The 26449-nt window shown below is 41.6% G+C and carries 25 protein-coding genes and 1 tRNA gene; 7 read left to right on the top strand and 19 right to left on the bottom strand.

Annotation, left to right across the window (positions count from 1 at the left end):
- Positions 1-338: 338 nt before the first annotated feature.
- From D5281_RS04785 to D5281_RS04750, 8 genes are all read right to left on the bottom strand, one after another.
- Entirely contained in the window at positions 339-728 is a 390-nt protein-coding gene (locus D5281_RS04785; RefSeq protein ID WP_160558999.1) for a CvpA family protein, read from the bottom strand.
- A 13-nt stretch (positions 729-741) separates the two neighbouring features.
- Entirely contained in the window at positions 742-1953 is a 1212-nt protein-coding gene (locus D5281_RS04780) for a DUF5711 family protein (protein ID WP_160558998.1), read from the bottom strand.
- Positions 1954-1991: 38 nt separating this feature from the next.
- The gene (locus D5281_RS04775; RefSeq protein ID WP_160558997.1) at positions 1992-2621 is read right to left on the bottom strand and encodes a hypothetical protein; all 630 of its coding nucleotides are present in this window, start codon (positions 2619-2621) and stop codon (positions 1992-1994) included.
- Between the two features lie 114 nt (positions 2622-2735).
- On the bottom strand, positions 2736-3776 hold the full coding sequence (locus D5281_RS04770) for an aldose epimerase family protein (RefSeq protein ID WP_160558996.1): 1041 nt from the start codon (positions 3774-3776) through the stop codon (positions 2736-2738).
- Between the two features lie 55 nt (positions 3777-3831).
- Positions 3832-4428 carry a recombination mediator RecR gene (gene recR / locus D5281_RS04765; protein ID WP_160558995.1) on the bottom strand — a complete coding sequence of 199 codons (597 nt, stop codon included), beginning with the start codon at positions 4426-4428 and terminating at the stop codon, positions 3832-3834.
- Positions 4428-4778, bottom strand: coding sequence for a YbaB/EbfC family nucleoid-associated protein (locus D5281_RS04760; RefSeq protein ID WP_160558994.1), 351 nt, complete (start codon positions 4776-4778; stop codon positions 4428-4430). The genes recR and D5281_RS04760 overlap by 1 nt, the downstream gene beginning before the upstream one ends.
- 63 nt (positions 4779-4841) lie before the next feature.
- Entirely contained in the window at positions 4842-6524 is a 1683-nt protein-coding gene (gene dnaX, locus D5281_RS04755; protein WP_160558993.1) for a DNA polymerase III subunit gamma/tau, read from the bottom strand.
- A gap of 39 nt (positions 6525-6563) precedes the next feature.
- Entirely contained in the window at positions 6564-7637 is a 1074-nt protein-coding gene (locus D5281_RS04750; protein WP_330584837.1) for a 6-phosphofructokinase, read from the bottom strand.
- Between the two features lie 302 nt (positions 7638-7939).
- Here D5281_RS04750 and D5281_RS04745 point away from each other — a divergent pair.
- A tRNA-Ser gene (locus D5281_RS04745) sits at positions 7940-8028 on the top strand.
- Between the two features lie 87 nt (positions 8029-8115).
- Here the strand turns inward: D5281_RS04745 and D5281_RS04740 are convergent.
- Positions 8116-8748, bottom strand: coding sequence for a sugar O-acetyltransferase (locus tag D5281_RS04740; RefSeq protein ID WP_160558992.1), 633 nt, complete (start codon positions 8746-8748; stop codon positions 8116-8118).
- Between the two features lie 234 nt (positions 8749-8982).
- Here D5281_RS04740 and D5281_RS04735 point away from each other — a divergent pair, with 234 nt between their 5' ends.
- Positions 8983-9804 carry a DUF2971 domain-containing protein gene (locus D5281_RS04735; RefSeq protein ID WP_160558991.1) on the top strand — a complete coding sequence of 274 codons (822 nt, stop codon included), beginning with the start codon at positions 8983-8985 and terminating at the stop codon, positions 9802-9804.
- Between the two features lie 141 nt (positions 9805-9945).
- On the opposite strand, the gene D5281_RS04730 is transcribed toward D5281_RS04735, so the two are convergent.
- From D5281_RS04730 to D5281_RS04695, 8 genes are all read right to left on the bottom strand, one after another.
- Positions 9946-10833, bottom strand: coding sequence for a hypothetical protein (locus D5281_RS04730; RefSeq protein ID WP_160558990.1), 888 nt, complete (start codon positions 10831-10833; stop codon positions 9946-9948).
- An 85-nt stretch (positions 10834-10918) separates the two neighbouring features.
- Entirely contained in the window at positions 10919-12535 is a 1617-nt protein-coding gene (locus D5281_RS04725) for an ABC transporter substrate-binding protein (protein WP_330584836.1), read from the bottom strand.
- Positions 12532-13398, bottom strand: a complete 867-nt coding sequence (locus D5281_RS04720; RefSeq protein WP_330584835.1) for a carbohydrate ABC transporter permease — start codon at positions 13396-13398, stop codon at positions 12532-12534. The genes D5281_RS04725 and D5281_RS04720 overlap by 4 nt, the downstream gene beginning before the upstream one ends.
- Positions 13399-13432: 34 nt before the next feature.
- Positions 13433-14338 carry a carbohydrate ABC transporter permease gene (locus D5281_RS04715; protein ID WP_160558988.1) on the bottom strand — a complete coding sequence of 302 codons (906 nt, stop codon included), beginning with the start codon at positions 14336-14338 and terminating at the stop codon, positions 13433-13435.
- Complete coding sequence (locus tag D5281_RS04710) at positions 14335-15435, bottom strand: ABC transporter ATP-binding protein (RefSeq protein ID WP_160558987.1); 1101 nt, start codon at positions 15433-15435, stop codon at positions 14335-14337. Before D5281_RS04710 ends, D5281_RS04715 begins: the two co-directional genes overlap by 4 nt.
- Positions 15436-15598: 163 nt before the next feature.
- Positions 15599-15874: a septation regulator SpoVG gene (spoVG, locus tag D5281_RS04705; RefSeq protein WP_160558986.1), complete on the bottom strand. Its 276-nt coding sequence runs from the start codon at positions 15872-15874 to the stop codon at positions 15599-15601.
- A 98-nt stretch (positions 15875-15972) separates the two neighbouring features.
- Entirely contained in the window at positions 15973-17091 is a 1119-nt protein-coding gene (glgD, locus tag D5281_RS04700; RefSeq protein WP_330584834.1) for a glucose-1-phosphate adenylyltransferase subunit GlgD, read from the bottom strand.
- Entirely contained in the window at positions 17088-18362 is a 1275-nt protein-coding gene (locus D5281_RS04695; RefSeq protein WP_160558985.1) for a glucose-1-phosphate adenylyltransferase, read from the bottom strand. Before D5281_RS04695 ends, glgD begins: the two co-directional genes overlap by 4 nt.
- A 338-nt stretch (positions 18363-18700) precedes the next feature.
- Between D5281_RS04695 and murC the strand changes: the two genes are divergently transcribed.
- From murC to D5281_RS04675, 4 genes are all read left to right on the top strand, one after another.
- Positions 18701-20077, top strand: a complete 1377-nt coding sequence (gene murC / locus D5281_RS04690; RefSeq protein WP_160558984.1) for a UDP-N-acetylmuramate--L-alanine ligase — start codon at positions 18701-18703, stop codon at positions 20075-20077.
- Between the two features lie 283 nt (positions 20078-20360).
- The gene (locus D5281_RS04685) at positions 20361-21419 is read left to right on the top strand and encodes a DnaD domain protein (RefSeq protein ID WP_160558983.1); all 1059 of its coding nucleotides are present in this window, start codon (positions 20361-20363) and stop codon (positions 21417-21419) included.
- Positions 21420-21460: 41 nt separating this feature from the next.
- Complete coding sequence (locus tag D5281_RS04680) at positions 21461-22432, top strand: ATP-binding protein (protein WP_330584833.1); 972 nt, start codon at positions 21461-21463, stop codon at positions 22430-22432.
- 8 nt (positions 22433-22440) lie between these two features.
- The gene (locus D5281_RS04675; RefSeq protein ID WP_160558982.1) at positions 22441-23631 is read left to right on the top strand and encodes a ribose-phosphate pyrophosphokinase; all 1191 of its coding nucleotides are present in this window, start codon (positions 22441-22443) and stop codon (positions 23629-23631) included.
- Between the two features lie 106 nt (positions 23632-23737).
- Here D5281_RS04675 and D5281_RS04670 read toward each other — a convergent pair whose 3' ends face one another.
- On the bottom strand, positions 23738-24691 hold the full coding sequence (locus D5281_RS04670; protein ID WP_160558981.1) for a glycosyltransferase family 2 protein: 954 nt from the start codon (positions 24689-24691) through the stop codon (positions 23738-23740).
- A gap of 232 nt (positions 24692-24923) precedes the next feature.
- On the opposite strand from D5281_RS04670, the gene D5281_RS04665 reads away from it, so the two are divergent.
- A complete protein-coding gene (locus D5281_RS04665) occupies positions 24924-25685 on the top strand; it encodes a 1-acylglycerol-3-phosphate O-acyltransferase (protein WP_160559011.1) in 762 nt (253 codons plus the stop codon).
- A 75-nt stretch (positions 25686-25760) separates the two neighbouring features.
- On the opposite strand, the gene D5281_RS04660 is transcribed toward D5281_RS04665, so the two are convergent.
- On the bottom strand, positions 25761-26414 hold the full coding sequence (locus D5281_RS04660) for a YczE/YyaS/YitT family protein (protein WP_277935170.1): 654 nt from the start codon (positions 26412-26414) through the stop codon (positions 25761-25763).
- Between the last annotated feature and the right edge of the window lie 35 nt (positions 26415-26449).

Below are 26449 nucleotides of genomic sequence, written 5' to 3'. Positions count from 1 at the left end.
TGCCTTTTTTGACAGCTTCCTCTTTTCTCTGAATTTTCTTACGATTCCCTTCTGATGAATGTACTTTGGGCTTCTCTCCCTCTTACTTCCATCTGAATGTTCCTCTTTGAATTTTCAGGGTTGCATTGCTGTTTATTTGTCAAGGTTCTTTGCCGCTATCCGGCAATTTTCATTTACTAATTACTGTGATGTGCGACTTTCAAATGATATCAAATGAACCATTTTTTGTCAACACATTTTTTAAAATTTTTTTAAAAAATTTAAAAAATTTGAAAGACACATGCTTTGGAGCCCATTATCACGGTATTTTTAGCCTGCTTAAGTCAGTTTTGCGCTGTTTATGTCAAAACCGATAATCCCCAATTTTTAAGAAAGTATACCAAAACTCCAACAATTACTCCAGCCTCAATCAACCCTATTGCAGCCCCCATCAATTTATCCAGCCCCTTGATAACAGGCAGCTTTGCGATTAACTCTAAAGATGTAAACAGTACGTGAACCAGCCGGTATACCGCGCACACCGCAAAGAGGATTACAATCATCTCAACCACTGCGCTTATTTCCTCAGCCATATAGCTGCCTATTGCTCCTATAATCAGGACAACGCAAACGCCCGCCACCACCATAGCAAGGAGCGAAATTATCTCCTGAACCAGCCCTTTGCGAAATCCGGCTGTAATTCTCCATATGAATATAATGATGATCACTGCCAGTGAAACGTAATACATTTGTACCTTCCTGCTATTTTAGCTCAATCGTATCTATAGAATCAGATGTCACTACCACGTACCGATAAGCAGAAGAAGTCGGAATCACAAGAGATGTATTCTTTTCAAAATTCCCTGCAAATTTTTCTACTCCATTCATGCCGAAAATTTGGCAGTCAAGGTCATTGTAAATGATAATCTGATCCTTGTTAAAAACAATATCTGTATATTCAATATCAAAAAGCTGGGAGTGCACCTTACCGCCGGATTCATTATAAACCTCCAGCCGGTAAGCCGACTCTCCGCTCTGGTTATGAAAGACAAGCCCTACATAATTTTCATTATAGTAAATGCTTTGTACTTCATCCTCCAAAAAATCAGATGCAATGTTCACTGGCCTTTCCGCACCGGAAAAAAATACAATCCGATCATCAGAGACTGCAAAAGCAGAATCATTATCCATAAATTGCACATACGGAACAATTGTATCTAAATAGTCAAATCCGCTGACATAGTTATCCGTTTCATTTTTACCTACCTCGCCAAAATTATAAAATGCCACGGATGATTTCATATTTCCGCTATCTACATATAAATATGAAACTGCCATCAAATTTCCATTGGGTGCCAGAGAAATACTGACCGGATAACCACTTTTATCCATGGTAGCTTTCCCATATACAATCGGCACATCCGTATTTTCATTTCCGTTATATACATATATTCTAGTGATATCCACATCATCAAGCACAGCCGCCACTACGCCGCTCCCCGATACGCAAAAATCTCTGATAGGCAGATTGGTGTTGATAGTTCCTCTCTCACCATTCTTATCCATTACATAAATGGCACGCCCATTATAATCTCCAATAGCCGTCATCTCATCGCAGATGGAAATCAGCGGTGTCTGCATTTCATAAGTCCGGTTCCACACCGCATTGCCTTTCGCATCCATACAGCTGGCCCCATCCTTACTATACAAAAGTATATTACCGCCAAGCGCCTTTGCCGTTGCTCCCTGCACAATAATGACCGGAAAAGAGCTTGTAATGGTGCTTTGCGTATATACTTTATTTTTCCATTGTATGATCAGAAAAGCTACGGCTGCCACAACCAGTGCCACAGTAAGTACGATCCGATAAAATATTGCCAGCTTATGACTGCGGATTTTTTCTTTATAATCGATTTTCTTCTCGGTCTTCTGCCGCTTCTCTTTTTCTTTTAAGTAGTCACGTATGTTCGCCATCCGCTCATCTCCAAATCTTTCGTATCAGGGCATCCCATTTAAGCATGGTCCTTCACATTCTCTACCAAAGCTACCGCCCTGCCGGTCATTTCCACGAATCCATACATTTTATTATAATCACTAATCGCACTCACTGCTATTGCCAATATAATAATACAGCTCCCATAGATCAGCCTTTTAATCATGTCCCTTATAGAAAAAAAGGAGTGCTTTCTGTGCATATGAATAAGCTTTTCCGTTGTTTTTTCTTTATCTGCTTTTGTCTCCTCATGCTTCCCGTTTTTTTCATAGCAAAAAATCAAATAATTTTGCATAGCCTCATTCTTATCATAAAAAATATAATATCCTTCCTTAGAGCTGGGAAGTTTTTGTTTATTACCATATATATTAACGTAGCCAATCAGTTCGTATTCTTTAAAATATTCTTTTCTTACCTGTTCCTCGTTCCTGCCATATTCCAGTTCATCTATTACGCTTGCAGCGCCAAATATCAGATAAAATTTTCGGTTTTCTTTGCGGCAGACATGTCCAAAAAGTGCAACTCGTAAAGGAAATACTTCCTTCCCCATCTTAAGTTCATTCAAATATGTACAGACATAGTCCTCTAAGTAAACACGTTCGTCCCCTTTTATCTTTCCGATCTGCTTTACCATTGTCGGCAGCTGCATTACAATCCCCCTTTCATTCAATCGCTTCCATGCCTGTCTAAAGTTTAACATAGCCGGACATAAAGCGGGATTGTAATGCATCGTCAAAAGCAGTCATTACCTGCCATAAAATTTCTACATAAATTTATAAATAGTCGTACTTTTATACGCCCTCTCCGGCCCAAATACGGCGGAAGGAAAATCAGGTTTATTTACAGTATCAGGAAAATACTGTGTTTCCAGACACAGTCCATTCCGTTCTTCATATACGGCATTTTCCTTACCAGTCTGCTTTGTAATAAAATTGCCTGCATAAAACTGTACGCCTGGCAAATCCGTGTACGCCTTCATTAAACGCCCGGATGCAGGATCCATCACAATAGCAAACTCTTTCAAAACTCCCTCTGGTCCGTCAAGCACCCAATTATGATCATACCCGCCTGTTATTTTAAGCTGCTTGTTCTCTACGTCAATTTCTTCCCCTATCTTCTTTGCCTTTGTAAAATCAAAAGGCGTCCCTGCAACAGATGCGATTTCTCCTGTTGGAATGGATCCAGCCCCTACCGGTGTATATGCGGATGCCTTCAAGGTAAGAATATGTTCGCAAATCTTCCCCCCATTATGGCCTGATAAATTAAAATAGGTATGATTGGTCATGTTGATAATGGTATTTTTATCGCTTTCCCCTGTATATTGTATTTTTAGCTCATTATCCTCCGTAAGGGAATAAATCACCTGCATTTTTTTATTGCCCGGGAAGCCCATGCTTCCATCTTTATCCTCAAGAGAAAAAACGATACTGTCATTCTTTTCGTTTACATTCCAAACTTTCTTATGATATCCCTGTTCCATATGGCTGTGCAGGTTATTATCGCCATCATTTACCTGCAATTGATATTTTTGTCCTTCCAGTTCAAAGGATGCATTTCCAACACGGTTTGCATTAGGCCCGATTACTGCCCCAAAGAAGCATCCATTTTTAAAATAAGGCTCCAGTGTGTCATATCCCAAAACCACATCAGCAATATTTCCATCCCTATCCGATACGAACAAATTCACTAAAATAGCGCCATAATTGATAATGCCCGCCCGCATACCTTTGGAATTTTCCAGCCAGTACCGGTAAATTTCCTCACCGGATTTTGTTGTTCCAAAGAATTCTTTTTTTGTAATCATCCTTAACCCCCAAAATCTTTTCATGTGTAAGAGAAAACCCGAAGTTCTATAATTCTTAAATTTCCACCCGGCCTTCTAAGGCCCGCAAAAGCGTCACTTCATCAATATATTCAAGGTCTCCGCCAACAGGTACCCCGCTGGCAATTCTGGTCACCTTAATGCCTGTAGGCTTAATCAGCTTGCTGATATACATGGCTGTCGTTTCACCCTCTAAGCTGGAATTAGTTGCGATAATCACTTCCGCAACATTCCCTTCCAGGCGTGTGATTAATTCCTTAAGACGGATATCTCCCGGTCCAATACCCAGCATAGGAGAAATAGCCCCATGCAGCACGTGGTATATTCCCTCATACTTACCGGTTTTTTCATAGGCTGCCAGATCCCTTGTATTTTCCACCACCATAATCGTACTGTGATCCCGCTTGGCATTGGCACATACCGGACAGACTTCATTATCAGTCAAGGTAAAGCATTCCTTACAGTAACAAACATTTTCTTTGGCTTCCATAATCGTTTTTGCAAGTCGCTCCACTTTATCCTTTGGCATATTAATCAAGTGAAAAGCCAGCCTTTGCGCTGACTTAGAACCGATTCCCGGCAATCCGGACAACTCATCTATTAATTTGTTGATATGTCCGCTATATAAATTCATCAGAAAGGAAGGCCTCCTCCCAGACCAAGGCCACCTGTCATCTTACTCATGACCTCTGCACTTGCTTCTTCAGCCATTCGAAGGGCCTCATTGGTTGCCGCCATCACCAAATCCTCCAGCATTTCAATGTCCTCAGGGTCTACAACCTCCTCGGAGAGTTTGACTTTTGTCACTTCCTTTTTGCCGGTTACTGTCACTTCAACCGCACCGCCGCCAGCTTTGGCGGTAAACTCTTTCGTTTCCAGCTCTTTTTGATTTTCCTCCATCTGACGCTGCATCCTCTGTGCCTGCTTCATCAGATTGTTCATATTGCCGGGCATTCCGCCCGGGAATCCACCACGTTTCGCCATATTAATCCTCCATTCTTGCCAACGACCCACAGATTGGGGCGTAAGCACAAATTTGGTGTGTGTTCACACTCTCCCTTCTACTCCCCTGCAAATTGGGAGATTCGTTTCATACATGTCTTGCGCATCTTCCTCTAATTCTTCCACTTCCATGTGAATCGCCTGGCTTATCACCTTTGTTAAATCCGGAAAAAGCTCCTCCGGATTTCTGCCCGGCTGTGGACCTTGTATTGTCACCTTAATTTCTTTTTCCATAAAATTGGCAAGGATGTTTTCAAATTCTTCCTTGTGCGAATCCTCCCTGAAATAATCAGCAGGCAGTCCATCCTGCACAATCACAAGCAAACTTCCATCCTTTGCAAGACTAGGGTACGCATTCTTCAGGTATGCTTTCATGGGCATTGGTGTCTCTCCCACAATTGCCGACCAACTCCCTACGGCCTGTTTCACATCCTCAGGAATCGCTTTCGGAAGCTCTACCTGCACCTTCGGCTTAGGGGTTACGGCAGTGCCACCATAATTTCCCGCTAATCCCGCCACCGGAAGACCAACCGGTACCCCCTTTTCATTCAATAAGCTGTCTCCCCAAGCGAGACAGCGTTTGATATTTTCTTCCAGCTGCCTGATCCGATCCACCAGCGAGCCTGTATCTGTCTCCATGCCAGGTCTGCACAATTTAATGATAGCCATCTCTACCAGTATTCTTTTCTGGGAGGCATAACGAATTTGCCCTGAAATTTCTGAAAGTACCCGAATATAACGCATAATCACATCATTCTCTGCCATTTGCGCTTCTTCCTTGAGCCTTACAAGGTTTTCTGTGGAAACATCTATTGCATCTTCCATCCCATCTGCCGTCTTCACCAAAAGCAGGTTTCTTAAATACCATGTAAAATCTAATATAAACTGGGTCAATTCCCTGCCCTGCATTATTATTTCTTCCAAAAGTGAAATGGCTCCTGTCACATCACCATTTAAAATTATCCGAAGAAGTCTGCTGAACACTTCCGTATCCACTGCCCCAAGCACATGAAGCACTTTATCATAGGTGAGCTTTTGACCAAAATGAAAGGCAATACATTGGTCCAAAAGACTTAAGGCATCCCGCATAGAACCGTCTGCTGTCTTAGCAATATAGCGAATTGCTTTATCCTCTATTTGAACCTGTTCCATCTCCATCAATTCCTTCAGCCGGTCTGATATAGTTTCAATGGTAATCCGCCTAAAATCATACCTCTGACATCTGGACATAATTGTGACAGGTATCTTATGGACCTCAGTAGTTGCCAATATAAAAATAACATAAGAAGGCGGCTCCTCCAGGGTTTTGAGCAAGGCGTTAAAAGCTCCTATGGAAAGCATATGAACTTCATCAATAATATAAACCTTATATTTCCCCTCAGCGGGAGAATATGCCACTTCATCTACAATTTCACGAATACTATCCACGCCATTGTTGGAAGCCGCATCAATCTCAATTACATTCATGCTGGCTCCCGCTGCAATGGCTTTACAGATAGCACATTCCCCGCAAGGGCTTCCATCCTTTGGATTTTCACAATTAACAGCCCGGGCAAAAATCTTGGCAATGGTTGTTTTGCCAGTTCCTCTGGTACCGCAGAAAAGATACGCATGCGAAGTGCGTTCCGCCTTTATTTGATTTTTCAGTGTAGTAACAATATGCTCCTGTCCCTTTACATCTTCAAATGTCGCAGGACGGAATTTCCTGTAAAGGGCCGTATATGACATTTCTCTTATTTCCTTTCACAATGCCCTAAGGCGCCTTTCTTAATCGCCGAAGCTGATTCCCAGCAATTTTGCTTCTTTTACAATGGAAGCATCCGGGGAAACCATCTTAAGCTTACCGGCAACCTCCTCAAGAGGTACCTTCACAACCTCCCGATTCTTGTAGCCCACCATGAAGCCATATTCGCCTTTCAAAATAAGGGATCCTGCCTCTGCTCCTAAACGACTTGCAAAAACCCGGTCATAAGGGCAGGGACTTCCGCCTCTTTGTGTATGTCCAGGTACGGTAACTCTCACTTCATCCCCTGTCTTTTCCTGAATCTGCTGTGCAAGCTCATAGGAAACTGACGGGAATTTATAATTCTTCATCTTTTCTTTATATTCTTTCTTAGAAAGCTTAGCATCTTCTTTGGAGATAGCGCCCTCTGCAACCGCCAGAATGGTAAATCTGCTTCCACCGTTGTTGCGTTCTTTGATTTTTGAAATTATTTTTTTCACATCATATGGAATTTCAGGTATGAGGATAATATCTGCTCCTCCTGCCATTCCTGCATTTAAAGTAAGCCATCCGACCTTATGCCCCATTACTTCCACAATAAACACTCTGCCGTGGGATGCTGCTGTGGTATGAATGCAGTCAATTGCATCAACCGCAATATTTACCGCACTCTGGAAACCAAAGGTCATATCTGTTCCCCAAAGATCATTATCAATTGTTTTCGGCAGCGTAATAATGTTGAGGCCTTCTTCTCTTAAAAGGTTTGCTGTCTTATGAGTACCATTTCCGCCTAAAATTACAAGGCAGTCCAGACGCAGCTTATAATAGTTCTGTTTCATGGCGTCAACCTTGTCCAGACCATTTTCATCCGGATCCTTAATGGTCTTAAAAGGAGTACGTGAGCTTCCCAGAATCGTGCCACCCTTTGTGAGTATACCAGAGAAATCACGGCCATCTAACATACGGAAATTTCCGTAAATAAGTCCCTTATACCCATCAATAAATCCGTAAATTTCCACCTTTTCCTTGCTGTTTACAAGACATTTTACCACACCCCTCATAGCGGCATTGAGCGCCTGACAGTCGCCGCCGCTTGTCAACATACCAACTCTTTTCACTTACCATTCCTCCTTTTTGCTGTGCAACGCATTATTTACGTAATTTTTATTATACATAATTTCATGTTTTTAAACAACCTTTTCAACCTGCATTTTTTAAGCATTTTGCTTCTTCCATTTTATAGGGCCGATGCCCAGCAGAAAATAAGTCACCAGCCAATCTGTATTTTATTTGTGTAAACTGTATATCCTGGTAACTTATAAATGGGCATGACGGAGCTGTTACAGCATTTTCGAATTGACTTATAATTTACAAACAAGTATAATAAAAGCGTGCCCATTTACATCTGGCACGCACTTATGGAGTCGTATCGAAGCGGTCATAACGGGGCGCACTCGAAATGCGTTAGCCCTCCGGGGCTCGAGGGTTCGAATCCCTCCGACTCCGCCAGAAATTAATGCCCACAGGAAGGAAACTACCTGTGGGCTTCCTATATTTATATCTTCATGTTGTCCATACACCTTTCTCCGAATGTTTTTACTCTGCTTTCCACATCTGTTGAATATGATTCCATGCTTCCGCATCAAACTCTCGGTCCCTAAAATAAAATTTCCTGTCATCTTCCGTAATCTTACGAATCACCTTACATGGATTACCTGCCGCTATTACCCAGTCCGGAATGTCCTTCGTAACCACACTGCCGGCGCCAATTACTGTGTTACTGCCAATGTGTACACCCGGCACAATCACTGTATTCCCGCCGATCCATACATTGTCGCCAATGGTCACCTCAATCCCATACTCATAAGCTGTATTACGGGAAGCAGGATGCACCGGATGTCCTGCCGTGTAGATTGCCACATTGGGCGCCATCTGGCAGTTATCTCCAATTTTTACCTTCGCCACGTCAATAATCATGCAGTTATAATTTGCAAAGAAATTTTTACCTACCTCAATATGGGAACCATAGTCGCAGTAAAATGGCGGATTGAGAAAGGCTCCCTCCGATTTTCCAAACAATTCCTTTACAAGCTTTCCAATTGCATCAAAATCGGAACAGTCTACCGTATTTAATTTCTGCAAAATCTTCCGGCATTTTTTCTGTTCCTCAAAAATAGCATCATCTGATATGTACGCCATCTGCGCATCTCTTCTTTCAATATTATTCATCTTAATCCTCCATTTCTGTCAGCAGCCCGTAAATTGGGGTATAAGCGCAAATTTGACTTTCTATTTTTTTTCATATCTTTTATAATAACATATAAAAATATAGGTTTCTAGCTATATTGACCATACTTTTTATTTGATTGTATCACAAGTTACTTTTCATATTTTTAATACCGGATGCCCCGAAAATATTGATGCATTGCTTTGCTCTTGTTTTTTAGCATATGGAGGTTTTCTATGTTATATCACTATACTGACTTTGCGGCGTTTGACGGAATTGTCCGCTGTGCTGAATTAAGGCTTAATAATATCCTTAACATGAATGATGCTTCTGAAATGAGATTTTTCATGAAAGGGCTTTGCAAAGCCGTTTCTGCAAAATTGCAATTAGACGGCGAATATGAAAAAAGCAATCAAATGGAAGATTTTTTTCATCATGAAATGGCAAAAGAATTCCGCTATTCTGCCTACGCCGCATGTTTTTCAAAGTACAGAGATGATGCGGCCCAATGGGACAGGTATGGCCATTTTGGCCGAGGTGTCTGCATTGGATTCCGGGAAGTCCTCATGCAAAAAATGGTGGGCAAGGCAATTGCCCTGCAGGAGGTTTATTACCAGGAGGATATTACAGAGCATCCCCTTGTAACTGCATTTTATCAGCTTGTCAAAACTCAGGAGCGCTTTTTTGAGGATTTACCGGGGCTTCAAAGCTTAATGTATGATGCATGGGTGCAGTCGGCTGCCTTCAAACATCCTTCGTTTGCAAGTGAAAGAGAGTATCGCTTGGTCGTTTCCCCCTTCATTTCAAATGAGTTTATGATAGAGCCCAAATACCATATATCGGTAGAACGAATCAAAAAGTATTACCCTCTTGACCTGAACAGAATGTGCGGCAAGCTTAATATGCACCTGGCCGATTTAATCGGTGAAATCATTATAGGACCTACATCTTCCCAATCCCTTCCAATTTTACAGGATTATTTGGATGACTGCGGGCTCAATGTCCTGAAAGGCAAGATTAGTTTATCCGACTGTCCCTTGAGAAAACCTACTTCTTGATTGTTAAGTCATGCATCATTTTCAGGACGCTCTTTTTGAAAATAAAATATAGAATGAGCTAAAAACACCCTGAAAATCAGACAATAAACCTATGTTCTGATTTTCAGGGTGTAATTTTAGAAATTTTTATTTGCTTTTATATTACTTTACGATTACAGAGGTAATGTGAGGATTAACGCCCTCATACCAGTATAAAAAGCCTTCCATATCAATTTGGTCTCCAATGTTCAACTCTTTAACCGCCTTATATACATCTGTAGTATTGTCACACAAATAAGATTCTACTGTAAATGTATAGGTGGAACCATCAAGGGAAACATTGAAATACAGGTCATCTCCATCCTGTCCGGAACCGTCCCAGTTGTACAGGAAAGCCACATCATTTCCATCTGCATCTTGGCTGGCCTCAACCGTCATACCCTTAAATGCCACAAATTTATTTTGATGATCAATCAGCTCATCTGCTCCAAGAATTGCTGTTACATCCTCAGCCTCGGCAACATAGCTTCCTTCTTCGATCTCAAAGGTTGCGTCAATGATCTCGACCTCACCGGACCACTCTGCTTTGTAGCCTGTAACTTTAATTTTTGTTCCTACTGCCAACTTCTCATAATCTTCCTCCGAGCACGCCATGTTATACAGGAAATAACCGCCATCCTTATCCTGGCTGTAAACCGTGGCCTTATCTTCCCACCAGGACTGTTTTGCCTGAACATAAGTCTCAACTACAACCTCTGTGTCAAGCTCTGCAGCAACATACTCCTCATAAGTCATGACGCCTTCAGACTTTACATCATCAGTTGCGGTGTCAGCATCAGCCTCTGTTTCCGGTGCTGTAGTTTCTTCATCAGCAGCCGCTTCCGTTTCTTCGTTGGCACCAGCTTCCGGCTCTGCAGCATCCTGTGTTCCTTCATCGGACTGCTCATTTGCTACGGCCTCCTCCGCAGGAACGCTTTCATTTTTGCCTCCACATCCCACACAAGCAATCACAAGCATGAGAGCAAGCAATAAAGATACAAACTTTTTCATTTTCTCCTCCTTATAAACCCTTAAAATGGATCGTTAATTTTGTCGAGTTTATTATACATGATATTTTCAAGAAATCAATACATTCTCACATATTTCTTCTTTTTACTCTGCACACAACAACATACGTAAGAATCAACGCCCAGGCTGTTGCTAAACTTGATAACAATATAACCGATGTTTTGGGCAGCTCTCCTAAATCCCGCTTTCCGGAAGATGGCGAAGACGCACTGTTTAACTGATCCAGCCGATACAGCGAAATAGTATCCTCATAAAGCTTATCCATATATGCATCGTTCACTTCCTGCTTTCTCCGGACAGATTTAACGGTATTTTCAATCAGCTGTCCGGCAGCATCCCTAAGAGATGCCGAACCATTAAACACCGGCGTCACAAATGTATGATCGATATGATTCAGCAACAACTCTGTAGCCTTAATTTTGACATCATAATAATCCGTATTGTTTTCTCCGCATCTTGACAAATAGTCCTGATATTCTGCCGATTCCTGCGCCTTTGAGGTTACCGGCACATACCCTTCCGTTCTGGCATAAGCAATCTGCACATCATTCGACAGAAGATACTGGGTAAACAGCCAGGAGGCCAAAACCTCCTGCGGATCCTCCTTATTAAAAATGCAGACCGAAGGCCCCTGAGATATCATTTGCGGATGCTGTGGATCAAACTGCGGAATTGTCATAACCTCCGTTTCAAATTCCACAACCTTATCTTCACTGATATCGGAAAGAGGTGCATTTGTTCCCATCCATGTGGCGCCAGCTGTAGAATCTATTGCAAACAGGCATTGGCCGGTATTTAAAAAATTAGCCGGATAGCTGGAAATCTTAAATGTGGAAAAAGCGCCGCTTTTCCCATGTTCGGCTATGGTGTAAAGCAGCTCCTTTGTATCATCCTGAAACAACAGCAGTTCCCCATCAGCAGTGGAATAACCCGCATTCTTTTGCTTTAGCATCTGAATCATCATATTATCCGTAGATTTATAGATAAAGGGAATCAGTACCTTCTGTCCATTAATCAGAAAATTGTCTTCCGCATCCTTCGCCATTGCCGCCTCCGAAACCTCCCACACAAAATCCCAGGTGAGCACATCCGGCAGCGTATAGCCTAAAGCCTCCACATAAGTCTTATTAATATAGCAGGCCTCCGAAGATCGCATGTAAGGAAGCGCATAATAATGCCCATCTATCAAACATTCTTCCAGAAACTGGGGAATAATTTCCTCTGCAGAAGGCGCAGCGAACCTAACTTCACTCCCTCCAAGACCGTATTTCTCATCATCAAATAAGCTGTCAAGGGGTACCACCAGATTCGTCCCTGACAAATAGGTTGCAATGTGATCCGGATAAGTAATACATACGTTAGGCGTTGTATTCGTTGTGATATTTGTTATCACATCATTGTAAATCTTACCATAATCCGTATATAAACGCAGATTTACAGTAATATTGGGATATAGCTTTTCAAAATCAACAATTGCCTGCTCATAGATGGCTGTCTGCGTTTTATTGGTATCATTTTTTGCCCAAAATGTAATTTCATAATTTCCGGATAAACCAAATTCCTCCGGCATATGAAAAGCGCCTAAGCCCTTCGAACCATGACAGCCAGTAAGCGCTAAGGGGCCGGCTGTCATAGACACCACCAAAAGGACAAGCGATAAAATCCTTTTTCCTGCTTTCATCATCCTTTTGTCCCTCCCCTTGAAACACCGGCCATTGCTTTCTTTCGAAATATCAAAAACAGAATGATAAGCGGAAGGGAAATTACCACCACCGCTGCCATCATTGCCGGGATATTTTCACGGCCAAACCCATTTTCCCGAATCTCCTGAATCCCATTTGAAACAAGAAAATAGTTTTCATCATCTGTAATCAAACGCGGCCACACATAAGAATTCCAGCATTCAATCACTTTTAATATCGTAATTGTAATCAGTGTAGGCTTGGATATAGGTATCATTACTCTCAACAGATATTTTAAATCCGATGTACCGTCAACCTTCGCTGCATAATATAAACTGTCCGGAATCTGCTCAAAGTTCTCCTTCAGTAGATAAATATAAAAAACAGAGGTGACGGACGGCAGAATAAGTCCCGGAAAGGTATTTCGCATATCCAGATTCGTAACCGTTACAAAGTTTGTTATGATAACCAATTCATTTGGAATCATCATTAATGAAAGGAAAATCACAAAGGCAATATTTTTTCCTCTAAAGTCAAGCCTGGCAATGGCAAAGGCCGCCAGCGTAATCACCACAAGCATAATCGCTGTGGTTACCACAGTAAAAATAACCGTATTGGCAAAATATCTCCCAAGCGGTACAGCCGTAAAAGCATCCGCGTAATTTTGCAGTGTAGGAGACAGGGTAAAAAAAGCCGGAATATATTCCGAATTGTACGCACTATAACTTTTTACGGACGTTAAAATCATCCAGTAAAAAGGAAACAACACAATAACCGCCCAAAAAACTAATAGGATGTAGGTTATTGTATTCAAAGCTGTTTTACGGGTTTTAGCCCTTTTTTCAATTTCACCGTAATCTGTCACTTTATTCCCCCATTCTTGCCAGCGATCCATAAATTTAATAATGAACCTTCTTTTGACTCATCAACAAATTAATACACGTAATCGTCAGCACAATAGAAAACAGAATAATCGCCGCTGCCGAGGCATAAGAGGGATATCCCCCACTGTCCCCATAGAGCATATCGTAAACATACCCTACAATCGTATTCATTTCCGCCGCATTTAAGTTGGTGCCAAACAGTGCAACCGCATCGCTATAAGCCTTAAAAGCACCGATAAATCCTGTAATAACCAGATAAAAAATCATCGGTGAAATCATTGGCAAAGTAATGCGCATAAACGTCCTGATTTTAGACGTGCCGTCAACCCTTGCCGCATTATAATATACCTGGTTCACAGAGGAAAGGGCACTGGTCAAAATCAATATCTTAAACGGCATTACCACCCATATGGTATAAAAACACAGCACAAACATTTTGGCAGAGTAAGGTCCGTCAATAAAGTCAACACTACTTCCGCCAAACCAGTTGATGAACAGATTAACCAGCCCATCTGTGTATGCCGTCTTTTGAAACAAAATCATAAATACAAGCCCCACCGCCAGCGTATTTGTCACATAGGGTAAAAAATAAATTGTCTGAAACAGCTCGCGCAAAGTCTTTATGGAACTTAAAGCAACCGAAATAAGCAGCGCAATCCCCGTTGATAACGGCACCGTGATCATAACCAATATAAAGGTATTTTTTACAGCCTGTAAAAAATAAGGATCATGCAAAATATAGGAATAGTTATACCATCCAACCCCATAATAAGTCTGTGAAGCGGAATTGTACCCTTCCTCGAAAGAATAGATAAAAACGTCTAGCAGTGGGTACACCATAAAAAAGCCCAGAAAGAGAATTGCCGGTAAAAGATACAGCCATCCCTTTAAACCCCAGTCAGTCAGTTTTCTTTTCCTCATGCCTCTACCTCAAAATCAATTCGTTTTTCTGTTTCCCTGTTAAATAGAAACACTTTATGAGGCTTTAAGGCAAACCTGACCTTTGTTTCCATTACCAAATGCTCTGTCCCTACTATGGCACGAATGGTCTGATTCAATGAGGCCTCATTTTGAGACACTACACTGGTATCACGCCCCATCACTTCCACACCACTTAGCGTGCAGCAAAGCGGCCCATCCTCCTGTAAAATGAAACCCTCCGGTCTGATTCCCACCAAGACCTCCTGATTTCCAATGCCTTTAAGCCTCAGCACCGCATCCTTACCTATATACAATTGATTGTCCTTCACCTGCCCCACGAACAAATTGATGGGCGGCGTCCCAAGAAATCTTGCAACAAACATATTTTCCGGATTGTCATACACCTCCTGAGGCTTTCCGATCTGCTGGACAACCCCGTCCTTCATGACAACGATCATATCAGAAATACTCATGGCTTCTTCCTGGTCATGGGTTACAAAAATAGTCGTAATCCCCGTTTTTCTCTGGATTCTTCTGATTTCCTCCCTCGTTTGCAGCCTTAGGCGTGCATCAAGATTGGACAAAGGCTCATCCAGAAGAAGTACCCGAGGCATTTTCACTAACGCCCGGGCAATTGCTACTCTCTGCTGCTGACCGCCGGAAAGCTCCGCAGGTTTCCTGTCCATCAAATCATCTATCTGCACCAGCTTAGCTGCCTCGTTTGCCTTGCTTAGCATTTCACTTTTAGAAAGCTTGTCCTTTCCTTTTAAGTTCTGCAAAGGAAATAAAATATTCTGTCTCACCGTCAAGTGAGGATAAAGCGCATAATTTTGAAACACCAGCCCAATCCCTCTATTCTCCGGCGGCAAGTCTGTAACATCATCCTCCCCAAAAAATATCCTGCCACTAGTAGGCTTGAGCAAACCGCTTATCAAATTAAGTGTCGTACTTTTCCCACAGCCGGAAGGCCCAAGCAGTCCAATCAGTCTGCCATCCGGAATCTGAAAGTTAAAATCATCAACAGCGATAACATCCTCACGTTTTTTTCTGTCACGGCTGGGAAATCTTTTCGTCAAATTGCGCAATATAACTTCCATAATATTAATTCCTCATTTTCACCTAACCCATAAATATCATCCCAATTATACTGAAAAAGAACCAAAATGTCCATATGAAACGCGATCGCGCTTCGCGTGATCCCTTGTTGACCATAAAATTAAGAGGCCATCCTTTCGATGACCCCTCTCCATCTTTGTCTTATCATACTTCCCCGTCCGGTTCTAGCAGCGCCTTCTGATATCTGTCCAGAATGATGCTCTGTATTTTTTCCCGTGTAGACGAGTTGATCGGATGGGCGATATCTCTATATTCGCCATCTGTTGCTTTCTTACTGGGCATTGCTATAAAAAGTCCCTTATCTCCTTCTATTACCTTAATGTCATGAACCACAAATTCATCATCAATGGTAATCGACACGATAGCACGCATCTTGCCCTCTTTCGTAATTTTTCTTACACGCACATCAGTAATTTGCATTGTCCTTCCCCCTTAGTTGATTATTTAACATTTATGGCCCTGGCCATGTCCAAAATCAGCTTCTTGTGAAGCACGTAAATTCTTCCTGCCCGCATTCATTACATAACGTATCTGTTGTTTCTCTCTAGTACAATCTTGATGCCATCAGTACCCGCATGATAGGAGTTAGCCCGAATTGTATCACGGCTTTCCACAATACAGTTTTCAATGTGGGTATTGTCTCCGATATACACGTCATTTAAAATAATAGAATTTTTAATGTAGCAGTTGTTTCCTATGTAGGCCTTTTTGAAAATAACGGAGTCCTCCACAGTTCCGTTTACAATACAGCCACTGGAAATCAGGCTGTTTCTGACCTGAGAGCCCACGTTATATTTTGCCGGCGGCAGGTCGCCCACCTTGGAATAAACATCCGGATATTGTTTAAAAAAGTAATCTCTCGTTTCCGGTTTAAGGAAATCCATATTCGTACTGAAGTAATCTTCCACTGTTGCTATATTCCGCCAGTACTCTGAAAGTTTGTACCCGTAAATCCTTTTCATATTCTTATAACGAATCAGGATATCCTTAACAAAATCGTGCCTATCTTCCTGTGCACACTTTTCAATCATTTCGATCAGCTGACGTCTTCTGACCACATAAATGCCACAGGAAATTGTATTGGATTTGGCCACTACCGGTTTTTCTTCAAACTCCTCAATTCGACTCTCCTCATTCATCCTGACCGTGCCAAACCGCTCTACATTCATTTCAGCCGGCATGGTCTTGCATACCACAGTAATGTCGGCCTTCTTCGTAATATGGTATTCCAATACTTTGTTGTAATCCAGCTTATATACACAATCACCGGAAGTAATCACCACGTAGGGTTCATGGCTACTTTTTAAGAAGGACAAGTTTTGTGCAATAGCGTCCGCTGTTCCTCTGTACCAGTAACTGTTTTCCGCAGTAACCGCCGGGGTAAATACATATAATCCGCCTTGCTTGCGTCCAAAATCCCACCATTTGGATGAATTTAAATGTTCATTCAAGCTTCTTGCATTATACTGGGTAAATACCGCTACCTTTTGAATATGAGAATTTGTCATATTACTAAGCGCAAAATCAATGCTCCGGTAGCTTCCCGCAATAGGCATCGCACACACAGCCCTTTTCTTTGAGAGTTCCCTCATCCTGTAATTGTTTCCGCCTGCTAATATTATACCAATTGCCCTCACTGCTCATCACCTGCCTTAATCAATGTTTTTCCGCTTGCAAGACAATTATCAGGATAATCTTCCTTTGAAGTAACTCCAAATATACAAGAATTCTTTCCTACTGTGATGCCGTCCGGTATTACACTTTTCTCTCCTACTGTGACAATACCGTTGTTATAAATATGGGGCTCCGCTTCATTAGGCACTTCATCCCCCAATCCCAGCTTCACGCCATTTCCAATTGTAACATTCTCTGCTACGATTGCCTTATAGCATTCACATCCATCGCCGATTACCGTATGATTCATAATAATAGAATCACGAACCACCGTATCTTTTCCAATTATGACGCCACAGCCGATTACGGAATTGTATACTTTACCGTAAATTTCAGCTCCTTCCCCCACAATACTTCTCTCCACCACAGAGTCACTTGCTATGTATTGGGGAGGCAGGATTTCACTTTTGGTGTAAATCTTCCAATATTCCTCATACAAATTAAATTCAGGAACAATGTCAATCAGCTCCATATTTGCTTCCCAGTAAGAACTTAACGTTCCCACATCCTTCCAATAGCCGTTAAATTCATAGGCGTAAAGGGCTTCTCCCTTGCTGTGGCAATAGGGAATAATATGTTTGCCAAAATCCAGGCCCGGCTGATTTGCATTGGCAATCAAAGCCTCCTTAAGGGTCTTCCAGTTAAATATATAAATACCCATAGAAGCCAGATTGCTTCTTGGATTTGCAGGCTTTTCCTCAAAATCCGTAATCTGCTTGTTCTCATCTGTAATCATAATGCCGAACCGCTTCGCCTCCTCCATAGGAACAGGCATAACTGCAATTGTAGCTTCCGCGCCCTTTTCCTTATGGAAATCCAGCATAATCTCGTAATCCATCTTATATATGTGATCTCCGGAAAGTATCAGAACATACTCCGGATTGAAGCTTTCCATGTAATCCAGATTCTGGAAAATTGCATTAGCAGTACCCGTGTACCACTCGCTGTTGGTAATCTTTTCATAAGGCGGGAGAACAGTCACGCCTCCAATATTCCGGTCTAGATCCCACGGGATACCGATCCCAATATGTGTATTCAACCGCAGGGGCTGATACTGCGTCAGAACGCCAACCGTATCGATTCCGGAATTGATACAATTACTTAGAGGGAAATCAATAATCCGATACTTTCCTCCAAAGGATACCGCCGGCTTGGCCACCTTTGATGTCAGCACGCCCAGCCTGCTTCCCTGACCGCCTGCTAAAAGCATAGCAATCATTTCTTTTTTTATCATGTCATCACCTCAAAACAAGTAATTTTACATTTTTGATATAGGTACCAATCATAAAATATATGAATAGTATATCATATGTTTACCGAAAAGTGAATATTGTTTACAAAATTTTTATTAAAATATATTGCTTTTATGTAAATTTTCTACAATACATCACCTTTTTCCCATCCCTTATCTTTTGTAAATTTACAACATATTGTATACGGTTTCTTTTCTCATATCTTATTTTGTTGAAAATGTCATTGGTTTTTATTGTGTAATTATATATAATTAAGTCAAAACTATATTAGTCAAATCCCCAGGAAAGAAGCTGTTCCTGGAAAAATGGAGGTTTCATCATGTACCAGATAAATTTTAGCCACCCTATTTCCATACATTTTATAGGAATAGGCGGCATCAGTATGAGCGGCCTTGCTGAAATATTAATGGATCAGGGTTTTTCCGTATCCGGCTCCGATGCAAAGCCCTCCCCCTTAACCAAGCGCCTTGCAGAAAGGGGAGCTGTCATTTATTACGGGCAAAGGGCGGAAAATTTAAACGATTCTATCGACCTTGTGGTCTATACCAGCGCCATTCATCCTGACAACCCGGAATATATTGCCATGCAGGAAAAAGGCATTCCCTCATTGACCCGCGCCCAGCTCTTAGGACAGATCATGAAAAATTATGAACTGCCCATCGCCATAAGCGGTACCCATGGAAAAACGACTACCACCTCAATGATTTCCGAAATTCTTTTAGAGGCTGGGACGGATCCTACCCTTTCCATTGGCGGTATCTTAAAGGCTATTGGCGGTAATATCCGTATTGGCCACGGCAGCTGCTTTGTAACGGAAGCCTGTGAGTACACCAACAGCTTTCTTAGCTTTTTTCCTAAGATTAGCGTTATCCTTAATGTAGAGGAGGATCATCTGGATTTTTTCAAGGATATAACGGATATCCGCAATTCCTTTCACCGGTTTGCGGCTCTTTTACCCGAAGATGGAACCCTGATCATCAACGGTGAAATTCCTGAAATAGGCACAATACTTGACGGCCTTAACTGCCGCATCATAACCTATGGCGGAACAGATGAATATGATTACCATCCGGAGCAGATAAGCTATCAAAACGGATGCGCTGATTTCCTTGTTGTTGGAAAAAATGGCATGAGAGAAAACATTTCCCTAAGTGTCCCTGGCAGGCACAATATTGATAATGCTCTGGCTGCCATCGCCTTAGCAGATCTGTTTGCCATTGATTTTTCTACAATCAGAAAGGCTTTATTCCATTTCCATGGCACCGACCGGCGTTTTGAGTACAAGGGGAAAGTTCAGGGCGTTACTATAATAGATGATTATGCACATCACCCCACAGAAATTACCGCAACTTTAAGCGCAGCCCAAAATTATGCTCACAAAACTCTCTGGTGCGTATTTCAACCCCATACCTTCTCACGCACAAAGGCTTTTATGAAGGAATTTGCCAAGGCCCTATCTTTGGCTGACCGCGTGGTTCTTACGGATATTTATCCTGCCAGAGAGACCGATGACCTTGGCATCAGTTCAAAAACCCTGAAAAAGGAAATTGAGGCTTTAGGAAAAACCTGTTACTATTTCCCCTCCTTTGAGGAAATTGAAAATTTTCTTTTAAAATATTGTACACAAGATGATTTGTTGATAACTATGGGGGCCGGAGATGTTTTAAACATTGGAGAAAATCTTTTAAAACAATAATTATCCACATTTTCCACATATTTAACTCCAAAAATGGTTTTTAAATATGTGGATATTTTTTGGACCTGTTTCCATGTAAATAACCCGTATTTTACAAGCATTTTCCCATGAAAAATTCCCAGCTCCACCTTGTTTCCACAATATCCACACTTTCCACAAAATCCGGAAAGCCTTGTAAATACTTACTTCCTTAAATTTTTCCTATTTCAATTTTGGAATGCTTATGCTATAATTCAATTTGCTTTCAATTCGTATAAATAAGATAGAGGTCAGGTGGTGGCTCATGACTCGCTTTAAAATTTATCAGGAAAATTGTTCCGATATAACCGTTGTGTCCAACCTTTTCATTGATGAATATATGAAGGATGCCAACGATGCACAGTTAAAAATATATTTGTATCTGCTCCGTGTTATGGGTGCCGGTCTCTCTACCAGTGTGTCCGATATCGCAGATCAGTTTAACCACACGGAAAAGGATGTTGTAAGGGCTCTTAAATATTGGGAAAAGAACCGTCTCCTTGCTCTGGAATATGATGAAGCTAAGAACCTTTCAGGGATTCGTCTTCTTAATGTTTCCAAACGCTCTGCTAACGATGTGGTGGCGTTAGCTCCCGTTGTACAGCTTCCATCCAAGCAGGAGGCTCCAAGGCAGGAGACCCTTAACGTAAAATCTGAGTTTTGTAAGCCTTCCTATAGCCTTGACCAGCTAAAGGAATTTCAGAATAAGGAAGAAACGGCTCAGCTTCTCTTTGTTGCGGAGCAGTATATTGGAAAGCCTTTAAGTCCTTCCGAGATTAAAACGATTCTCTTTTTTGCGGACAGGCTTAACTTTTCCGAGGATCTGATAGACTATTTGATTCAATACTGCGTTGACAAAGGGAAGAAGGATTTCCGTTACATAGAAAAAGTTGCCATCAGCTGGGCCCAGGAGGGCATTACCACGCCAAAGCAGGCAGCTAAATTTGCTGTAAAATATGAAAAGTCCGTTTATGATGTTATGAAAGCTTTGGGCAAATCAGGCATTCCTACCAAAGCAGAGGCTGATTATATTCTTAAATGGAATAAAACATACGGCTTCACAAAAGATATTATCCTTGAGGCCTGCAGCCGGACGGTCATGGCCACGGACAATCACCGATTTGAATATGCTGACAGTATCTTATCTAGCTGGCATCAAAAACAGGTTCATCATAAATCTGATATTAAAGCCCTGGATGAGGCTTATGCAAAGAGCAGGGCCATAACGCCAAAGCCCCGAAATAAGAATCTTGATCAGTTTAACCAATTTATGCACAGCGAATATGATTTTGAGGAGCTCGAGAAAGAAATTTTAAGCAATTAATAAAAAGTCTTCTCTTTCCCTATTATAAAAGGAGAAAAACTGTGGCGCTTAGTAACTCCCAATATGAAACTATCATGCGTGAATATGAGGACAGACAAACATCTGCCCGTCATCTTGTGGAAGCTCGAACAGCAGAGGTATATGCCCGTGTAACGGGTTATCGCGCTCTCTGCGAATCCATCGCCTCCATCTCCGTATCCCAGGGCAAAAAGCTCCTTAGCGGAGATGAAAATGCCTTGGAAGATTTGCATGCTTCCATAAGCTCTCTTTCCGCCAAGAAGCAGCAGCTTCTTCAGGAAGCGGGCTATCCGGCTGATTATCTTACGCCTGTCTATCATTGTCCTGACTGTATGGATACCGGCTATATAGACGGATCCAAATGCCACTGTTTTAAGCAGGCCATCATCGACCTTCTATATGAGCAGTCCGGCATTCGGGAACAGCTAGAGAAAGAAAATTTCAGCACTCTTTCCTATGACTATTATCAGGGCGATGATTTACAGCGCTTTCAAAATGCTGTAAGGGCATGCAAAAACTTTATTAAAACTTTTGATTCAGACTATCATAATTTATTCTTTTATGGTACAGTAGGTACAGGCAAATCTTTTCTATCCGGCTGCATTGCCAGGGAACTGATCGAAAGCGGACATTCCGTTATTTACTTCAGCGCCGCCGGACTCTTTGAAACTCTATCCAGAAATATGTTCGATTATAAAAATAAAGATGATATTGTCAGCTTCCATGAAGATTTATATGGTTGTGATCTGCTCATCATCGATGACCTTGGAACTGAATACACCAACAATGTTGCCGTTTCCGTGTTTTTCTCCTTGTTAAATCAACGGCATCTAAACAAAAAATCCACTATTATTTCAACCAACTTATCCTTAGAGGACTTGCGGAATCGTTACTCAGACCGGGTTTTTTCCCGAGTAACTAACCAATATACTATTTGTAAATTCACTGGAACAGATATTAGAATGCTAAAAAAGCGACTTCAAAACAGAAAGTGAGGTACCATATGGCTCAGCGTGAGGAAACAAGAAATTTGGAAACGATACCTGTAGGTTCCCTTGGAATTATCCCTTTAGAAGGATGTAAAGCTCTTGGTCAAAAGGTGGATGATTATCTGGTAAAATGGCGTACGGTCCGCGAGAGCGAGCACAAGACAAGCCTTGCCTTTGCCGGCTATCAGCGGGATTCCTACATCTTAAAAGCCCAGGTGCCCCGCTTTGGCTCCGGAGAGGCTAAGGGAATGATTTTAGAATCCGTAAGGGGAAGCGACCTCTACCTTCTTGTAGATGTTGCGAATTACAGCCTGACTTATTATATGTGCGGGCATGAAAATCACATGTCTCCTGATGATCATTATCAGGATTTAAAACGAATTATTGCTGCCGTAGGCGGAAAGGCAAGGCGTATCACCGTCATCATGCCATACCTGTACGAGAGCAGACAGCATAAAAGAACTGCCAGAGAATCTCTTGACTGTGCCCTTGCCCTTCAGGAAATGGTACATATGGGCGTAGATAATATCATTACCTTTGATGCCCATGATCCAAGGGTACAAAATGCAATTCCTCTGCACGGTTTTGAAACCGTTCAGCCTACCTATCAGTTTATCAAAGGCCTGCTAAAACATGTAAAAGGCCTTAACATTGACGTAGGCCATATGATGGTAATCAGCCCGGATGAAGGCGGTATGACACGTGCTATATACATGGCCAATGTGCTTGGTCTGGATATGGGTATGTTTTATAAAAGGAGAGACTACACCCGTATTGTAGATGGCCGCAATCCAATTGTTGCCCATGAATTTTTAGGTTCCGATGTTGCCGGAAAGGATATGGTTGTCATTGACGATATGATTTCTTCCGGGGAGAGCGTTTTGGAGGTTGCAACAGCCTTAAAGGAGCGTAAAGCCCGTAAAATATTTATATGCGCTACCTTCGGCCTGTTTACCAAAGGCTTTGAGCGGTTTGACAAGGCATATGAAAATGGTATTATTGATAAGGTTCTGACTACCAATTTAATTTACCAGCCTGCAGAATTGCTTGAGCGAGAGTGGTATATCGACTGCGATATGAGTAAATATATTGCATATATCATTGATACCTTGAACCACGATGCCTCAATTAGCGACCTGCTGAATCCCAATGAACGCATCCAGCGGGTAGTGGCTAAATATAAGGCTAATGAGAGCATCAATTAATCTTAATCCTAGTTCCTGCTTTTACCGGTCTTTGTTCTTTTCAGATAATAAACCCCAGAAATTCTTAGAAAGAATTTCTGGGGTTTTTATCCGCATTTTGTCTTTATCATCTGCAAGGTTCCTCCCCCTGCTTGCATCTTTCCTCCTTACAAACCTGCGAAAAGCGATATTCAAAATCCCTCCTGCTTTTTGTTGCCATATTGGAAAGAATCAGACCGGCAAAAAAGGATTGAATTGCCGCCATCATGACAAAACCGCAGACAATCAATGTAGGGAACTTAAGCACCAGTCCGGTTTCCAGAAATCCTAAAAGCACCGGGATAAAAAACAGGATTGCAATTATCGCCAGCAAAACTGCCAGAAGGCTGAAAAATCCAAAAGGTTTATAATCCCGATAGAGCCGGAAAATAGTGCCCAGTACGCGAAATCCATCCACATAGGTATTGAGCTTAGATACACTTCCCTCCGGCCTGTCTCTATAGTCCACAATCACATTATCAATCTGCATATGATTATAAACTGCATGTATGGTCATTTCTGTCTCAATCTCAAAGCCTTTTGATAAAACCGGGAAGGTCTTAACAAATCCATAACTGAAAGCCCGAAATCCGGTCATAATATCTTTTACTTCGCTGCCAAATAAATGATTAATACTGGCTTTCACCATGGAATTTCCTATATTGTGGAAAGGTCGTTTATTTTCTTCAAAATATGTGGAAGACAAACGGTCGCCCACCACCATATCCGCATTATGGCAGAGCACCTTGTCCACCATCTTTGGTGCAAACTCCATAGGATAGGTGTCATCTCCATCTACCATGATATAGCACCGGGCATCTATTTCACGGAACATCCGCCGGATTACATTTCCTTTGCCCTGCATATATTCATAGCGCACTATCGCTCCCTGCTGCCGGGCAAGCTCTGCGGTTTGGTCAGTGGAATTATTATCATATACATAAACAACTGCTTCCGGCAGGGCCGCCTTGGTGTCCCTAATTACCTTGGCAATCGTCTTTTCTTCATTATAGCATGGGATTAAAACCGCAATTTTGTCCATTTATGTGTTCCTCTTCCTGTTTTATGTGGTGTTCGTTACTTTGCTATTTTATCAGAGTTTCCATATGAAGTCCAGATATTCATGTGAGGTTCGTTATGGATTGCCTTTGGGTGCAAATAACACCTATTGCCAAAATTAGTCTCATACTATATACTATAAATGCTTTAACAGCCTTCCAATTGGAAGGAATGTTTTGTTTGAAAGTTTCGGCAGGAAGGGTATGGTTATTTGTATGATTCGACTTATTTTGGTGGCAGTCTTTGTTATTTTGTTTTTAGTTTTCAGTATTCCTCTTTTGATTGCTGAGTGGATTATCGGCAGGTATAATATGGATTTGAAAAATAAGAGCTCTCTTGCCATTGTAAAGTGGGCATTTCGCGTGTGTTTATTTTTTGCCGGAACGCATATTATTGTAAGGGGAGAAGAAAATGTACCGAAGGATGAACCTGTTTTATATATCGGAAATCATAGAAGTTACTTTGATATTTTGATTACTTATGTGCGGGTGCCAAGACCTACGGGATATATTGCCAAAAGAGAGATGCTCAAATGGCCTCTTCTGGTAAACTGGATGCGTAATCTTCACTGTCTGTTTTTAGACCGGAACGACTTAAAACAGGGGCTTAAGATTATTTTAACTGCAATCGACAAGGTAAAATCCGGTATTTCTATCTGTATTTTTCCGGAGGGTACCAGAAACAAGGTGAATCATACTTTTATGGAATTCCACGAGGGAAGCTTTAAAATTGCCGCCAAAGCAGGGTGTCCTATTGTTCCCATTACGATTTATAATTCTGGTGATATTTTTGAGGACCATCTTCCAAAAATTAAAAAGACAAATGTAATTTTAGAGTATGGCAAGCCTATTTATATAAAAGATTTGCCTCGAGCAGATCAAAAGAAAATCGGCGCTTATACACAAAATATAATTGAAGATACCTATTTTAAGATTAAAGATGAGATTTGTTGTAAAACAGACGCTTTATCCCAATAAATCAAAACACATATGAAAAGCAGGGAAGAAATCATAGCAATAAATTTCTTCCCTGCTTTCTTACTGTCATATTCATTACTTTGATGATTTTGACACATTCTCTTTTCCATATAGCAAAGGCCGTGAAAAATGAATATTAAAAAAGTCTATTAAAGGTCCCATGAAGAAGGCCGTGATGAGCGTTCCGATGCCAGGAAGCAGTCCACACAATGCTCCAATGATTACACAGATTAAGTCACAGCCAATCCGGCAAAAACGGAAAGGCTTTTTACTCCGGTTAGAAATAATGATGGGGATAGCATCGTAAACGGAAACGCCCAAATCAGAAGTCATATACAAAGAGGACGCAAAACACATAAGCGCTACAGCGATAATCAGCATAATCATCCGAACTGCCATAGAAGGGTCCGGGAGCATACGTTCAATAACAATCCGCGAAAAATCGGCAATATAGCCGGTAAGGAACATATTAATAAAAGTAGCAATTCCTATGTAGTGTTTATCCAAAAACAAATCCACAATCAACATCAAAAAACAGATACCTGCATAGTATGTCCCATAGGATATTCCACCCATGAACCTTGCCCAACTTCCCTGAGCAAAGCACTGAAAAGGATCCACACCAAAAGCAGAGCATTTAAAAAAGCCTACGGCAATGGCGCATAGAACTACACCAAGAATGGTCATAATGATACGTGGACGAAATTTGTCCGGGAGTTTCATTTTCATTTCATTTTCCTTCTTTTCTTTAGAGTTCGTACTTT

Origin of the sequence: Parablautia muri, from assembly GCF_009917485.1 — a bacterium.
In the GTDB taxonomy this organism is placed as follows: Bacteria; Bacillota; Clostridia; order Lachnospirales; family Lachnospiraceae; genus Suilimivivens; species Suilimivivens muri.
Note: the sequence above shows the minus strand (reverse complement) of the source record. Positions and strands in the feature narration are given on the sequence as shown.

What these genes read in the sequence shown, in the direction of transcription:
- D5281_RS04785 (WP_160558999.1), bottom strand. Translation starts at nt 728, where the DNA reads ATGTATTACGTTTCACTGGCAGTGATCATCATTATATTCATATGGAGA.
- D5281_RS04780 (WP_160558998.1), bottom strand. Translation starts at nt 1,953, where the DNA reads ATGGCGAACATACGTGACTACTTAAAAGAAAAAGAGAAGCGGCAGAAG.
- D5281_RS04775 (WP_160558997.1), bottom strand. Translation starts at nt 2,621, where the DNA reads ATGCAGCTGCCGACAATGGTAAAGCAGATCGGAAAGATAAAAGGGGAC.
- D5281_RS04770 (WP_160558996.1), bottom strand. Translation starts at nt 3,776, where the DNA reads ATGATTACAAAAAAAGAATTCTTTGGAACAACAAAATCCGGTGAGGAA.
- recR (WP_160558995.1), bottom strand. Translation starts at nt 4,428, where the DNA reads ATGAATTTATATAGCGGACATATCAACAAATTAATAGATGAGTTGTCC.
- D5281_RS04760 (WP_160558994.1), bottom strand. Translation starts at nt 4,778, where the DNA reads ATGGCGAAACGTGGTGGATTCCCGGGCGGAATGCCCGGCAATATGAAC.
- dnaX (WP_160558993.1), bottom strand. Translation starts at nt 6,524, where the DNA reads ATGTCATATACGGCCCTTTACAGGAAATTCCGTCCTGCGACATTTGAA.
- D5281_RS04740 (WP_160558992.1), bottom strand. Translation starts at nt 8,748, where the DNA reads ATGAATAATATTGAAAGAAGAGATGCGCAGATGGCGTACATATCAGAT.
- D5281_RS04735 (WP_160558991.1), top strand. Translation starts at nt 8,983, where the DNA reads ATGTTATATCACTATACTGACTTTGCGGCGTTTGACGGAATTGTCCGC.
- D5281_RS04730 (WP_160558990.1), bottom strand. Translation starts at nt 10,833, where the DNA reads ATGAAAAAGTTTGTATCTTTATTGCTTGCTCTCATGCTTGTGATTGCT.
- D5281_RS04725 (WP_330584836.1), bottom strand. Translation starts at nt 12,535, where the DNA reads ATGATGAAAGCAGGAAAAAGGATTTTATCGCTTGTCCTTTTGGTGGTG.
- D5281_RS04715 (WP_160558988.1), bottom strand. Translation starts at nt 14,338, where the DNA reads ATGAGGAAAAGAAAACTGACTGACTGGGGTTTAAAGGGATGGCTGTAT.
- D5281_RS04710 (WP_160558987.1), bottom strand. Translation starts at nt 15,435, where the DNA reads ATGGAAGTTATATTGCGCAATTTGACGAAAAGATTTCCCAGCCGTGAC.
- spoVG (WP_160558986.1), bottom strand. Translation starts at nt 15,874, where the DNA reads ATGCAAATTACTGATGTGCGTGTAAGAAAAATTACGAAAGAGGGCAAG.
- D5281_RS04695 (WP_160558985.1), bottom strand. Translation starts at nt 18,362, where the DNA reads ATGATAAAAAAAGAAATGATTGCTATGCTTTTAGCAGGCGGTCAGGGA.
- murC (WP_160558984.1), top strand. Translation starts at nt 18,701, where the DNA reads ATGTACCAGATAAATTTTAGCCACCCTATTTCCATACATTTTATAGGA.
- D5281_RS04685 (WP_160558983.1), top strand. Translation starts at nt 20,361, where the DNA reads ATGACTCGCTTTAAAATTTATCAGGAAAATTGTTCCGATATAACCGTT.
- D5281_RS04675 (WP_160558982.1), top strand. Translation starts at nt 22,441, where the DNA reads ATGGCTCAGCGTGAGGAAACAAGAAATTTGGAAACGATACCTGTAGGT.
- D5281_RS04670 (WP_160558981.1), bottom strand. Translation starts at nt 24,691, where the DNA reads ATGGACAAAATTGCGGTTTTAATCCCATGCTATAATGAAGAAAAGACG.
- D5281_RS04665 (WP_160559011.1), top strand. Translation starts at nt 24,924, where the DNA reads ATGATTCGACTTATTTTGGTGGCAGTCTTTGTTATTTTGTTTTTAGTT.
- D5281_RS04660 (WP_277935170.1), bottom strand. Translation starts at nt 26,414, where the DNA reads ATGAAAATGAAACTCCCGGACAAATTTCGTCCACGTATCATTATGACC.